The organism is Dyella sp. 2HG41-7 (assembly GCF_021390675.1).
Lineage (GTDB): Bacteria > Pseudomonadota > Gammaproteobacteria > Xanthomonadales > Rhodanobacteraceae > Dyella_B.
Map to the genome: position 1 here is coordinate 413,986 of NZ_JAJEJV010000004.1, position 14,606 is coordinate 428,591.

Consider the following 14,606-nt stretch of genomic DNA (forward strand, 5'->3'; position numbering starts at 1 on the left):
CCGCCTTGAGGAGGCCCCGTGAGGATCATTGCAGCAGCCCAGCGTGCCGCTGCGATGACGGGCAATAGACAGGTTGAGGACGTGGTATGAGCGAAATCGAACGCGGACGGGGCGTGGCGCTGTGGAGCCAGATCAGCGGCATTCTCGCGTCGGAAATCATTAAAGGGCAGCCGCGCCAGGGCGAGCAATTGCCTTCCGCGCAGGAGCTGGCGGAGCGCTTCGACGTCAATCGTCACACCGTGCGCCGCGCCATCGCCGCGCTGGAAGAGCGCAACCTCGTGCGCACCGAACAAGGCCGCGGCACCTTCGTGCAAGAGCAGACGATGGATTACGTCATCAGCCGCCGCACGCGTTTTACACAGAACATGCGCAACCTCAATGTCGAAGCCGACATGGAATTTCTGGAGGAAGCACGTGAAATTCCGCCGCCGAAAGTGGCGCAAGCGCTGGGTCTGGATCGCCACGAATACGTCTATCGCATTGAAACGCTGGATCGCGCCGACGGCCATATCGTCGACTACAGCACCGCGTATTTTCCCGCCGCGCGGTTCCCCGAATTTCCCGCCGTGTATCGCCGGCTGCGTTCAGTGACGCGCACGCTGGCGGAATTCGGCGTATCCGATTACGAACGCAAGCACACGCGCGTTTCCGCGCGCTTGCCCGATGCGAATACCGCGCGCCTGATGAAGCAACCGGCCAATCGCCCTGTGCTCTACGTGCAATCGATCAATGCCGATACGCGCGGCATGCCGGTGCAATACGGCATTACGCGTTTCTCCGGCGATTGGGTGCAACTTGTGCTGATGGCGGATCACTGATGCGTTATGCCGTGTATTTCTGCCCTGCCGAGGGCAGCGCGCTGGATGTGTTGGGGCGCGAGTGGCTGTCTATCGAGCAATTGCCCGCTATCGAAGTCGAACGTTTGCGCGCATTGACGATCAATGTGCGCCGCTACGGCTGGCACGCCACCCTTTGCGCGCCGTTCGCGTTGACCGAATCCGCCCGCTACGACGATCTGCGCCGCGAAGTCGTCGACATCGCGCAACGTAGTCGCACAATCGAAGTTCCTCTGCAGCTGGATAAGCTCGCCGGCTTTCTTGCGCTGCGACCGTCCGTCGAAGAGCAGCCGATCAAGGCGTTAGCCGAACGCTGCGTGCGCCAATTGAACGCACTGCGCGCGCCCAACACCGAAGCCGCATGGCGGCGCCGCGCGCCGCATCTGGATGGCGTCGAACTCGCGCTCTTTCGCCAATTCGGCTACCCCTACGTGCTGGATCGTTTCCGTTTTCATATGACTGTCGCAGCGCCGGCGGATGATGGGCAAGAGCGCTCGATACGCGAGTGGTTTGCGCCATTCCTGGCAAAGGGTTTGGCCGCGCGCATCGAGGCGCTCACACTTTGCTACGAAAAAGCCCCCGATCGACCTTTCGAAGTGATCGAACGGATTCCGCTCGGCACAGGAACGGCGACATGAGCGCAGGTTGTTTGTATTACGTAATGGGTCCGTCGGGCGTGGGCAAGGACAGCGTGCTTGCGTGGGTGCGCGAGCACGGCGTGCCGCACGGCGTGTTGTGCGCGCATCGTTACATTACGCGGCCCGCGCATGCCGGCAGCGAAAATCATGTGGCGTTGAGCGATGCGGAATTCCAATCGCGCGAACAACGCGGATTGTTCGCGCTGACGTGGGAAGCGCATGGCTTGCACTATGGGATCGGCAACGAAGTAGGGCATTGGCTCGCGCGCGGCGCCGATGTATTGGTGAACGGATCGCGTGGTGCGTTCGCGCTGGCATGCGAGCGGTTTCCGAGCTTGCGGCCGGTGTTGATTACGGCGAGTCCGGATGTGATCGCCAAACGGTTGGCTGCGCGCGGGCGAGAGTCGGAGGCGGAGATTGCTGCGCGGATTGCGCGGTTGAGTGCGTATCCGGTTCCGCCGGACAGTGTCGTGATTCACAACGATGGGTGTCTTGCGGAAGCTGGGGCGAGTTTGTTGCAGGCGATACGCGCTGCGCATTTGCGTCGCGCGGGTTAACGCGCGCAAGTCGCAACTTTCGCTGCAGAATCCAATCTCACCTCACCGTCATTCCGGCGAAGGCCGGAATCAAGTCTAAATATGCGTTCGAAGGACACTTCATTTCTTAGTTTGAGTGCTTCGCACAAGATATCTGTACTGGATTCCGGCCTTCGCCGGAATGACGGTGGGGTAAGACAAAGCAACACTTCAAAACGAGACATCAAGCCGCCGCAGGCACCCCAACCGGCGCCTTCGCCCGACGCGCCTTCTCATAAAAATAAACTGCCGACACCAGCGTAATCAGCATCCCCACGCCGGAAAGCGTCATCACCGTATCGGCATAAAACGACGCCCACGACAGATGCATGCCGCCGAATTCCTTCACCAGGATCACCGCTACGCTGCCCATATAGCCGCTGCTATCGGCGATATACATGATGAAACCCACATTGCCGGTCACGCGAAATGTCGCCAGCATGCGTTCGAAAAACGTGGCGTTGTACGGCACATAGGCCAAATAAAGACCGAAACCGCTAAAGCCGATCCAGCTCAACGGATCGAGCATCCCGTGGCTATGCAGCCACGTCGATAACACCGCCACCGCAAACCCGCCGAAAATCAGCACGTGGTTAAGCATCAGCGCTTTTAAGTTATCGCGCACGGCCATGGTGAGCGCGGTGATGATCAGCACGGCGACGGCAATCGGCGCCTCGGTTTCCGTAAAGACCGACGCATCGCCGCCGCGGCCCAGGTCGGCCCAGATCTCCGCCGCAAAGTTGTCGCGGAAATCGCGCGTGACCGTCAGCGCCACATACGCCATCACGATCATCGCGATACCCGGCAGAAAGCGCGCCAAGAACGCGCGTCGCGTTTTGGCGTCCATGGGAATGCGCACGCTGCGCGCTGCGATATCGGCGGCGTCCGGCGCGGGCAAATGCTCCAGCACCCACGTCGCCAAATAAAGCGGCAGGATAAACATGGCGCCAACGGTAAACGGCATCCAGAACTCGCTGACGTGCCAATGCATCATCAGCCACATGCCTACCGTCTTCACCACGCCCGAGCCGACGATAAAGCTGGCGCACATCAGCGCGCCCATCATCTCCGTGCCTCGGCGACCTTCCAGATAGCCGAAGATCACGCCCCACACCATGCCCAGCGGCAAGCCGTTGAGAAACAGAAACGGGATATTCCACGGCGCAGGAATCAGCGCGAAACCGAGCAAGGCGATCCATGAGAAACCGATCAACCCCGCCAGCGTGCGAGCGCGACGTTGCCGTTGAATCTCTGCGATCCAGGTAATGCCGCGCACTTTGCTGAGCATGTAGCCCATCACCTGCGCGATCACCAGCCACACTTTGTAATCCACGCCGGCCACGTGCATGCCTTCGAACGCGGCCGCCGTAAACGGCTTGCGAAACGCATACATCGACGCATACGCAAGAAACGCGGCGCCGCCGGCCACCAAGTTGATCGCCATGGGATGGCGGCGAATACCCGATAAAAACGACACGAGAACCACCCGAAACCGGCCGAAACGGCAGTGCCGCAAGGGTGACGGGCGCAGATGACAGTGGCGTGGCGGTGGGTAGCCGCCGCCACCGGTTGGTCTAATCGCGATTTCTTACCGCGTCAGCATCATCCCGTGACCGACGCGCCGCCGTTCTCCAAATGACCGGTGTAGCGGCGAATCCAGCTGGAATCGCCGCTCATCGTGATCGTGAAGTCGTACCACCCTTGCGTCTGCGCAACTGCCGCAAAGAAGGTATTCGCCGTGGCGCCGGCGGCCACCGTGTATGTCCACGGGCCTTCGTTGGTGTAATTGTTAGCGGTAATCGTGAACGTAACCGACGCGCTGCTGGTGTTCGTCAACGCAAAATAGATCGCCATTTCGCCCGACGTGGGGTCGTTTTGATACGACGACGTCACGCTGCAGCTCTTGCCGGCATTGTTCACATTGCCGGCGAAACGGCGCAGAAAGCGATTCGGACCGATCACCGTCAAATCGTATTGCCCGCTGCCGAAGCCCGTGCCGATATTGAAGTAATCGGTGACCGAGCCGTTCGTGCCGTTGCTGTACGGATTGACCGTGTATTGCCACGGGCCCCCGCTGCGATGCGCGTTCGCATAAATCGACATCGGCACGGCGCGCGCCGCTTGCGTTCCTACGTTCTGCATCTCGATCCACAGCAGAATCTGTCCGTTCGAACCGTATTGGAACGAAGAAATATTCGCGTCCGGCTGATACGGCAGTGCGCGCGCGGCGCGCGTGCCCGCTTCCTGCTGCGGCAAACTGTTCGGGGCGTTGCTGTCGGTAGGGTTCGGCAGCGGATCGCAGGTGCCGGCGCGATTGATGGTGGATGTCGCGGCCGGCAAATTGGTCGGCAAGCCGAGCACCGGATTGGCGAAGTCGAACGCGCCAGTAAGGTCGCCGCTCACTTGTCGGCGCCATGCGCTGATCGACGAACAGATTGCCGGCTTGCCGAGCGCCGAAGTCCACGTTTCCAGAAACTGGATCACCGAGGTGTGATCGTAAATCTGCGAATCGACTACGCCACCGCGCGTCCAAGGCGAACACACCACCATCGGCACGCGAAAACCCATGCCGATCGGTTGCGTCACGCCGTTCACCGTAATGAATTCGCCGGCGGTGCCGCTGGGTGGAACAGGCGGCGGCACGTGATCGAAAAAGCCGTCGTTTTCGTAGTAATTGAGAATCAGCACCGTGGAATTGAACGTGTCCATATCCGCGGACAACGCTTGCAAAATCAGGTTGATGAAATACGCGGCGTTCTCCGGCGGCGCATCCGGATGTTCCGAATAATCCTGGCTCGCCACGATCCAACTGACTTGCGGCAGTGTACCGTTGAGCACATCGCTCTGAATCGCCGTGGCGATATCGTTCGGCGTGGAGTTGGAAAGATTAGGCACCGACGCCATGCCTTGCCTGTAAAGCACGCTCGATGTCGGCGCATTGGCGAATTGGCTGAAAAACGCCAAACCGTTATCGCCGAAATTGTCGGATGCATTTTGATAAACCTTCCAGCTCACGCCCGCCGCCTGCAACTCTTCCGCGTACGTTTCCCACGTCAGTCCGGATTCCGCGCCGCCGTCGTAAGCAGGGCCGCCGTTTTTGCCGGCGGGATCGATCATGCCGCCCCAGAGATAGGTGCGATTGGGACCGGTGGCGCTTAAGGTCGAGCAGAAATAGTGATCGCAAATGGTGTACGCATCCGCAAGCGCGTAGTGATAGGGAATGTCTTGCCGCGTGAGATAGCCGAGCGTGCGCACGCTCCCTTTGGCGGATACCCACGCATCCATCTTGCCGCTGTTCCACGCCGCATGTTGCGTGGACCACGAATGATCCAGGCTGCCATCGCATTGCGTAAGCACTTCGCTGGTCTGTCCAAACGTCGGCGAGGTGGTGTCGAACGCCCACGGATATTGCCGCGTGGTTCCGTTGGGTTGATCGAACACAGAATAGCCGCCCGACAACGTAATGCCGGCGCGATCCGCGAAACCGCGCACACCCTGCAGCGTGCCGAAGTAATGATCGAAGCTGCGGTTTTCTTGCATCAGGATCACCACGTGCTTCACGTCCGTGATGGTGCCCGTGCTGGCGAGCGTCGCCGCCTTCGCCGGTTTGAATACGCCGCCAACCGTAACGCCAGTAACGCCAAGCGCGGCCGCTTTAACCGATAGCGCAAGAAACTTACGACGACTGAGCTCAATCATCTCGGCACCTTCCCTATGTTCGGTCAAGCGAAGATAGGGATGCCGTGTGCTGCTTTTATGACGTGCGCCTAGCCAACTTCGCGACCTGTCTAAGTTATTTCGTCAACGAATGGTGAAAGCGAACGGATAAGTGTGAGCTTGCGCAAATTCGCGCGTAACGGCGCCGAGGAGCGATCGCACTCCCCGGCGCCGTTGAAAATACGATCAATCGTCAAAGCCGTCGTCGTTGCGCACGATCGCGATGCCGTTCGTGGCGGCGCTGCCGAGCGTGACGCTGCTCTTCAATGCGAAGTTGCCATCGCCATCCACATTGAAAATCGATACGTGCGAGATCGAACCGTTGCCATCCACGACCGCCGCAAGACTATCGCGATACGTGATATCGGTCGGATTGCCGTTGAAGGTGGCGACCACGGCCGCGTCTTGAATGATCTTCTGCCCGTACACCGCGTAACGCGACACGGAGTGGCTGGGCGAATTGGCCGAGAACAGGAACGGCCCGTCCAACGTCACCCAGCACGGCGCCATTTGCGTACCCGATCCGGTGATCGTCAACACGGTATCGTTGCGCACCAGGCTGATTTCGTTAGCGTGCGCGATGGTGACGTAAGCATCGTTGCCGCGCGTCGCCAGACCGAACGGCGCATTCACGTTCGACGGAATATTCGCGACCAATTGCGCCGTGCCGGTGACTGAGCCCTGCGGCGTCAAATTCACCGTCTCGATGGCGTTGCTCTTTTCGCTGATCACCAGCTGGCCTTCCAGTACGCCCACTTGCGCCGCGCTGCCGTCGGCATGAAGCAACTGCGCCTCGCCATCCGCCGTGGAGCTCACGCCGTAGCGATCGATACGATGCGACTCAATATGCGTGGCGGTAAGAATATAGAGATGATGGTGGCCGAATGCGACGCTCACCGGGTTGGTAATCGCCGGCACTGTTTGTCCCCCTTGCAGCGGCGTATCGCCTCCGACCTTCTTGAAGACCGACACATTGCCCGACCCGAAATTGACTACTGCAAGCAGCGCATGATTCTGCGCGATGCCGCCCGCATTGCCGCTGACGCCGCCCGCACCGCCTGTCTTGATCTGCTCCACCAGCGCGCCGTTGGTGTTGTACACAAGCAGCGCGTTGCTTGCCGCATTGGTCGACGTAACAACTAGATCCCCGTCGTTCCAGCCCTGCGCGTGGGCAGCACTTGCCACCACCAGCGCCAGCAGCGCTGATCCGTAGATTGCCTTATTCATGGTAGTTCCTCGATTCGATCGTGAGTGGTGACGGCAACCCTCGTTGCCGCCATGCAATACCCTCAACAACCGTGCGCATCGGTTCTTATTGCTTCGAGGGAACCCCTAGCAGGGTTACATCACAGTGTTATGCCAATACTGGCTTGCCGTGACGCACGTCGAATCGTCACGAAATATCCACGAATCGGGGCATCAAAAAAGGGCTGAGTGCTGGTCCGCGTCGCGGAATCACTCAGCCCTTCGTTTTTATATCGACGCAGGTTCGTGCGAATTCGGGGGCCGACGATCAATCGTCCTTGCCGAACAACCCGCCAAGCACCGAACCAATCACGCCACCGGCAATCGCGCCGCCAATCGAATTGCCCGAGTCGCCCATGATCGACGACGTGGTGGTGTTCTCGCCACGCGCCAGATACGGCTCCAGCGAATGCGCCAGGTTCGGCATGGTGAGCGTCTGCAACCACACCTGACCCGGACCGGTGAGATTGGCGACGAACAAACCATCGCCGCCGAAGATTTTATTCTTCAAACCCGGCAGCAAGTTGATTTCGAAATTCACCGTGCCTTCGAACATGCCGATATGCCCCGGATGCACTTGCAGCATTTCACCGGGAGCGAGCGTGTACGTGACGATTTCACCGCCGAGTTCCACCCACGCGTGCGCATTGCCGCTGAGCTTTTGCAGCACGAAACCTTCGCCGCCGAAAATGCCGGCGCCGAGCGAACGCTGAAAACCGATCGACAATTCCACCCCTTGCGTGCCGCACAGAAAACCGTGGCGATGGATGAAATACGTCTGGCCGGCGTTGACCTGCACGTCGACGATCGAGCCCGGCACTTTCGCCGCAAAGGCGACCATGCCTTGCGAACCGTTGGTCTCGTATTCGTTCATGAAAATGCCGCCGCCGGTGAGGGCGCGGCCAATCACACCAAGAAAGCTGGATGCGCCGGCCGTGCGCGCCGTGGTTTGCAACACCACGTTGCGAGTCATCCAGGAAAACCGGCCCGGCTCTGAAATAATTCGGTCACCTTGCTCCAGGCCCACTTCCAGCACTGGCATGGTCGTTCCTACCAACCGCGTCTTCATAGCATCGTTCCCCTACGTGTATGTATGCGCCGGCCACGTCCTCGTGGCCCGATCCGCCGCCATTTTGCCGAACCAGGGATGCTCTGATCAATTCCACGTAAGCGGCCTTATGGACATCACCCTTCGGGCCGGTTTGTCCGTTTGCATGCCTTCCTCGCTCCTCAAATCCGGGTACATCCATGTACCCTCCCCACGTGCGGCTCATCGTCTCGACAGACAGCCAGTCTGCCTTCCTCGCTCCTCAAAGCAGCGGCCATCCATGGCCGCTCCCCGCGTGCGCCGATGGTCCTGTGGCCTGCAAACGGACAAGCCGGTGACGCCTACGTGGAATTGATCAGTGCATCCCTTGCGTGCCGGAAGCGAGCGATTTTAAGTGAGCGCTCGTTTTGCAGAGGTTATCGCGCTACGCCCGCCGTCGCGATGTTCGATTTACCGCGTTTTTGTGCGCTCCGCGGCCGCCACGCCTTCCAGCAGCATCGCCACATGCTCGGCGAGCTTTTTCCCCTGTAGCGGTTTGCGCAGCACGGTGAGCGCGCCGCTTTCGAGCGCATCCAATTCGATGCCGGCGGTGCTCGTGGCAAACCCGGTCAGCAAGATGGCGGGCAGATGCGGCAGTCGCCGTTGCACTTCTCGAATGACGCTGACACCGTCCATGTTCGGCATGGACAAATCGGAGATGACGAGGGCGACAGTTTCGCCGGCATCGAGCATTGCGAGCGCGTCGGCGCCGGAGGCTGCGGCGAGTACGGCATAGCCTTCGCCTTGCAGCAGTTGGGTCAATGTTTCGCGCACGATGTCGTCGTCGTCGACCAGCAATAGCCGGTCGCGCATTTCGCTACTGGGTGCGTCGATGCCGTGCATGTCCTCGTCGGTGTCAGCGATGGCGAGACGCTCGACGACGGGGAGCCACAGTTTGATGACGGTGCCGTTTCCCGGCGCACTGTCGATGGACATGCCGCCGCCGCTTTGCGTGGCGAAGCCGCGCGCCATCGCAAGGCCCAGGCCGGTGCCTTGGCCCGTGGGCTTGGTGGTAAAGAACGGTTCCGATGCGCGCGCGAGTACATCCGGCGTCATGCCGCGGCCGGTGTCGGCGGTAGACAAGCAAACATAGGCGCCCGGGTTGAGCGCGGCGGTGGTGATGGCCGCGACATCGGTCGGTTCGACGTAGACCGTGGCGCTGAAGGTCAACGTTCCCATGCCTTGCATGGCATCGCGCGCATTGGTGGCGAGGTTCACCAGCACCGTTTCCAACTGTCGTTTGTCGACCAACACCTTCGGCAGATCGGGCTCGGTTTGCACGCGCACCGCGATCCCCGTGCCCAGGGTGTGCGAGAGAATTTCCTGCACGCCGGCCAATAGCGCGACGGCATCCACAGGTTCGGCGCGAAGGTCCCCGCGCCTGGAGAACGTAAGCAGGCGTCGGGTGATGGCGGCGCCGCGATCCGAGGCTTCGATAATTCTGCGCGACAGGCTGTTGACGCGTTCCGTATCGGCGGGGCGCATTTCGATCAGTCCGGCAGCGCCCTGTACGGCTTGAATAATATTGTTGAAGTCGTGCGCGATGCCGCCGGCGAGCTGACCCAGCGCATCCATGCGTTGCGCCTGCGCCAGACCGACCTGCGCCTTTTCGCGCGCTTTCACTTCATCGGCGACCCGTGCTTCCAGGCGTTTGTTCCATTCTTGCATCGCTTCGTCGTTGCGCTTGCGTTCCGTGACGTCGATCGCCGCGCAAACGGCGCCGGAGATATCGCCATTCGCATCGCGTATCGGCAACGCCGTCAACAGCAACGTCAGTGACGACCCGTCGTCGAAGCGAATGTCCACTTCTTCGTCCCGGACGATGTCGCCGTGCGCCGCGCGCTGCAGCGCAACGTCTTCCGGCGCGAGTTCCACGTTGTTGCGGAACAATCGGAAATGCTTCGCGCATTTGAATTCGACCGCCGAAGGCGTTGCGCTTTCGCTTTGCGGCATGCGAAGCAAGCGCGCGGCAGCGCGATTTCCGAACACGCGGCGCGCCTGCGCCGTGTAGGTAAACCACACGGCCGTCGGCACCGTTTCCAGCAAGGTCTCAAGCTCGGCCGTGCGCACGCGCAATTCGTCTGTGACGTTGCGGCGCATATGCGCCAATTCGAGATTGGCGCTTACGCGCGCCATCAATTCGCGCGCGGAGAAGGGCTTGATCAAATAGTCGTCCGCGCCGGCATCCAGGCCGTCGGTGCTGGCTTCTTCGCCGGCGCGTGCGGACAGCATGATGACCGGCACATCGCGCAGCACGGGGTCTTCGCGAATGGCGCTCAGCAATGCGAAGCCATCCAGGCGCGGCATCATGACATCGGTGAGCACCAAATCGGGTCGACGTCGACGCGCGGCGTCCAGCGCGAACTGACCGTCGCTGACGGCTTCCACCGCATACCGATCGGCCAGCAGGTTGCTGACGTAATCGCGCATATCGGCGTTGTCTTCGGCCAACAACACAAAGGGGCGCGACACATTTGCGCTTTCGGAAGACGCTGTGGATGCGAGATGGCGATCGTTTGCATCCGGGCGCGGCAGCCAGCGCAATGCCTCTTCCACGAAGGCGTCGACGCGCGTCGATGGTGAGCCTTGCATTTGCGCAGTCGGCACGTAGTCGCTCGGCAAATGCGCAGTTCCAAAGGGAATCGACACGACGAATTCGGTGCCTTGGCCTACCGTGCTGAGCGCCTTGATGACGCCGCCGTGCAATTGCAGTATTTCATACACCAGCGCAAGCCCGATGCCGCTGCCTTCGAAGCTGCGACCGCGTTGACCTTCGATACGGTAGAAACGTTCGAACAAACGTGGAAGCGCTTCTTCCGGAACGCCGACGCCCGTATCCTTGATGCTCAACACCGCGTTGTTGTTCACCGCCCGCAGCTTGACGGTGATGCCGCCTTCAAAGCTGTATTTCAAGGCGTTCGACAACAGATTGAGCACCACCGTCTCCCACATGTCGCGGTCGACCATGACCTGCTCGGGCAGCGGCGCGCAGTCGATGGTCAAGAACAAGCGCGCGCGTTCGATGGCGGAGCGAAATCCGCAGGCGATATCGGTGGTCAAGGCCGAAAGATCGCTCGGTTGATAGTTCGCCTGCGCGCTGCCGGCCTCGATGCGCGAAAAATCGAGCAGCGCATTCACCAGGCGAAGCAAACGCAGACTGTTGCGATGCGCGAGATCGAGCTGTTCGCGTTGCGTCGGCGACAGCGCATTCGGCGACGAGTCGTTCAACAGGCTTTCCAGCGGCCCCAACATCAAGGTAAGCGGTGTGCGGAACTCGTGACTGACGTTGGAGAAGAAAGCGGTCTTGGCGCGATCGATCTCCGCCAGCGCCTGCGCACGCTTGCGCTCTTCTTCGTACGCACGCGCGTTGGCGACAGCCGTGGAGATTTGCGCTGCGACCAGTTCGTAGAAACTCCGATACTGCTCGCTCAATTCGAGCATCGCGCTGACGCCGGCCACAAGTACGCCGGTCAGCCTGTGCGCTTTGTTGGAATGGATCGGAACGATTACGGCCGTATGCGGCGCAGTCGACCATGGGCCGGACGGCAGATTTTGAAATCGCTTCTGCACATCTTTCACGACAACCATGCCTTCGGTGCGCATGGCTTTGGCGACGGGCCATCCTTTATTGCCGAACAACGGTGCATCCAAATCGATCAACAGAGGGCTGGCGGGCGGCTCCATATCCAGTCCCGCAGCGCCGGCGAGCCGCGCTTGCGAGCCGTCGTCATCGAACAGGTAGATGAGGGCAAAAGGGATGTCTTTCGCGTGATTGGCCAAGGTTTCCGCGGCGATGGAGCACGCGGCTTCCGCGGTCTTGCCTTCGGCGACGCGCAAACCGAGATCGCGCAGCGTCTGCAGTCGACGTTCGCCGATCACCTGCTCGGTGATTTCGTGGACGGTCGCCAGTACGCCGCCGATGCCGTTCGGCGCGGTTTCGTCGGGCACCGGGCTGTAGGCGACCGTAAAGTGCGCCTCTTCGATGAACCCGTAACGGTTGATCTCCAGTTCGATGTCGTCCATCCAGGTCGACGGGCCGCCTTTGAACGGCTGATCGATCAACGGCTTCAACACATGCCAGATTTCCGACCAGCATTCCGCGACGGGACGTCCCAGATACGTAGGGTGTTTGTTGCCGAGAATCGGCCGGTACGCATCGTTGTACAGCGACAGATATTGAGGTCCCCACCAGAGCAACAGCGGGAAACGGTTGGCCAACAGGACACTGGTCATCATCCGCAGCGCGGGCGACCAGGTTTCGACGGGACCGAGCGGCGTCTTCGACCAATCCTTCGCGCGCATATGCGCGCCCATTTCTCCGCCACCGGAAAGGAAGCTAGGCATAACCTGGTTGGCAGGATTCAAAGACATGTCGAAGTTCCGATGTTGCGTGTCCTTCTCGTAACGAAGGAGTTTCCCCGGGGGCCGCCGGCGAGCGGCGGTTTTGCCCGTGAAAGCGTTGCAATATCGGCGTTTCGGGGGTGTGAATGCGGGTCCAACACGGTGGGCATGCGTGCGGCTCTTTGCGGAATACGCCAAATCCGTCATGCAAACGGAGTCTTCACGTATTCGGCGATCGCAGGAAAGCCAAGTCCGAACCCGGGTACAGGACTACTTCGCGACCACGCTCATTAGTTGATCGAACGTCTCCGGCCGACCGATCAAATAGCCCTGCATCAGATCGCAGCCCAGCCCACCCAGCTGGTCGCGCTGCGTTTGTTGTTCGACGCCCTCGGCCGTGACAACCATGCCCAGCGCGTGCGCGAGATTGATGATGGCGGCGACGATGCTTTTGTCGCGCGGGCTCGAATCGATGCCGAGGATGAAATCGCGATCGATCTTCAGGGTGCCGACGGGCAACCGGCGCAGGTAATTGAACGATGAGAAGCCGACGCCGAAATCGTCGATGGCGCAGGAGACGCCAGTCTTTCGGATTTCATTCAAAGTAACGCTGGCGCGCTGCAGGTCTTCGATCAAGCTGCTTTCGGTAATTTCCAGTTCCAACGCGCCTGGATCGAGTTGCGTTTTTTCCATCAGCGCTTTCAGAAAGGGAACAAACTCCGGATCGCGCAGCTGCTTGCCAGAGATATTGATCGAGATCGGAACGATGCGCTGATTGTTTTCCTTCATCCGGTTCAAATCGCGCGCGACAGTTTCGAGTACGAACGCACCGATCCGTACAATCAACCCCGAATCTTCGGCGATGGGAATAAAGTCGGCCGGCGACACCTGGCCCAAGACCGGATCGGTCCAACGCAGCAGCGCTTCCGCGCGCACGACAAGGCCGGAGCTCACGTCAACGATGGGCTGATAAACCAGATGAAACCGCTTGTGCAGAATGCCGTCCTTCAGGCGTGCAAGCACGTCGTCTTTGTATTGCTTAGGCGTTTTCCCTTCGGACGAATAGATGCTGACATTCAGAAGCTTTTCGGTGCTCGTATGCGGGGGCTGCACGTCGTTCGCCAGCTGCAGCAGATGCCGCGCCGAACTCGCGTCGGTGGGGGAACTGCTTACGCCCAGACAAATCGTTGCGTAAAGACCGTAATGCGGCAGTTCAAAGGCGGACTGAAAGGCTTTCTCGATATCCGAAAGCAAGGCGGCCGTGGTGACCGGCGACAAACCTTCGCGATAAACGATAAATTGGTCGTTGCGCCAAAGTCCGTATTTCACGTCGGTGGGTAGCGTTCGAAGCCGCGCCGCGAGTTCGGCCTGGATCGCCTTCTCTTCGATATGCAGCGATGCGGCAAGTTCGAACTGCCTGACCCTGCCTAGCGCGATGACGACCGGCGTCTGATTTTTGATCAACTGAGCGAGATGCTCGTACGCTTCTTTCCGTCCTGGAATCGGTGCGTTGGCGCCGACGTGCAAATCCCGTTCGATTTCGCTGAGCAGTTTGCCGACCAGGTTGCGCTGGCGGATTTCCGACTCCACCAAGCGCGCCAGACGAAGCAGTTGCCGGCGGTCGGAATCGCTGAGATTCCTGGGCTTGGTGTCGATGATGCAAAGCGTTCCCAACGGTTTTCCGCCGGGACTGCGAATCACAGCGCCCGCGTAGAAGCGCACGTACGGATCGCCAACTACATGAGGGTTACGCGCAAAACGCGGGTCTTTGGTGGCGTCGTTGACGACCATGATGTCGTCTTCTTTGATCGCCTCTGTGCACATCGAAATATCGCGCGGCGTTTCGGTCGCATCCAGGCCGAAACACGATTTGAACCATTGACGATTGAGGTCGAGCAGGGAGATCAACGAAATCGGCACATCAAGACTTTTCGCCGCCAGCTGCGTGATGACCTCGAATTGCTCTTCTTTAGGCGTATCCAGAAGATTGAGCGCATGGAGATCGGCGAGCCGCTGCTGCTCACTCACGGGAGGGAGATCGTGATTGTCCTGAGTCATGCAAAGCCTTGGCGATAGATGATTTATCGGTGGAACGTAAGGCTTCGCGCATACTTCGACTTGCGGTCGTGGATGCCGAATCCTTGTGCATCTCAAGGTCAAAAAACGT

The 14,606-nt window shown here is 60.0% G+C and carries 9 protein-coding genes; 3 read left to right on the forward strand and 6 right to left on the reverse strand.

Annotation, left to right across the window (positions count from 1 at the left end; genetic code table 11):
* Window positions 1-86 precede the first annotated feature (86 nt).
* From phnF to phnN, 3 genes are read left to right on the forward strand one after another with little or no spacing between them, the layout of a single operon-like run.
* Entirely contained in the window at window positions 87-818 is a 732-nt protein-coding gene (phnF, locus tag L0U79_RS03300) for a phosphonate metabolism transcriptional regulator PhnF (protein ID WP_233840466.1), read from the forward strand.
* Window positions 818-1,474 (forward strand): DUF1045 domain-containing protein, encoded by a 657-nt coding sequence (locus tag L0U79_RS03305; protein ID WP_233840467.1) that lies wholly within the window; start codon window positions 818-820, stop codon window positions 1,472-1,474. Before phnF ends, L0U79_RS03305 begins: the two co-directional genes overlap by 1 nt.
* A complete protein-coding gene (gene phnN, locus L0U79_RS03310) occupies window positions 1,471-2,031 on the forward strand; it encodes a phosphonate metabolism protein/1,5-bisphosphokinase (PRPP-forming) PhnN (RefSeq protein WP_233840468.1) in 561 nt (186 codons plus the stop codon). Before L0U79_RS03305 ends, phnN begins: the two co-directional genes overlap by 4 nt.
* A 202-nt stretch (window positions 2,032-2,233) precedes the next feature.
* On the opposite strand, the gene L0U79_RS03315 is transcribed toward phnN, so the two are convergent.
* The 6 genes from L0U79_RS03315 to L0U79_RS03340 form a co-directional block, all read right to left on the reverse strand.
* Window positions 2,234-3,526: a DUF5690 family protein gene (locus L0U79_RS03315; RefSeq protein WP_233840469.1), complete on the reverse strand. Its 1,293-nt coding sequence runs from the start codon at window positions 3,524-3,526 to the stop codon at window positions 2,234-2,236.
* 125 nt (window positions 3,527-3,651) lie between these two features.
* Window positions 3,652-5,748 carry a phospholipase C, phosphocholine-specific gene (locus L0U79_RS03320; protein ID WP_233840470.1) on the reverse strand — a complete coding sequence of 699 codons (2,097 nt, stop codon included), beginning with the start codon at window positions 5,746-5,748 and terminating at the stop codon, window positions 3,652-3,654.
* A gap of 204 nt (window positions 5,749-5,952) precedes the next feature.
* A complete protein-coding gene (locus L0U79_RS03325; protein WP_233840471.1) occupies window positions 5,953-6,993 on the reverse strand; it encodes a hypothetical protein in 1,041 nt (346 codons plus the stop codon).
* A 286-nt stretch (window positions 6,994-7,279) separates the two neighbouring features.
* On the reverse strand, window positions 7,280-8,080 hold the full coding sequence (locus tag L0U79_RS03330) for an AIM24 family protein (RefSeq protein WP_233840472.1): 801 nt from the start codon (window positions 8,078-8,080) through the stop codon (window positions 7,280-7,282).
* A gap of 429 nt (window positions 8,081-8,509) precedes the next feature.
* Window positions 8,510-12,469: a response regulator gene (locus L0U79_RS03335; protein WP_233840473.1), complete on the reverse strand. Its 3,960-nt coding sequence runs from the start codon at window positions 12,467-12,469 to the stop codon at window positions 8,510-8,512.
* Window positions 12,470-12,709: 240 nt separating this feature from the next.
* A complete protein-coding gene (locus tag L0U79_RS03340) occupies window positions 12,710-14,467 on the reverse strand; it encodes an EAL domain-containing protein (protein WP_233840474.1) in 1,758 nt (585 codons plus the stop codon).
* Between the last annotated feature and the right edge of the window lie 139 nt (window positions 14,468-14,606).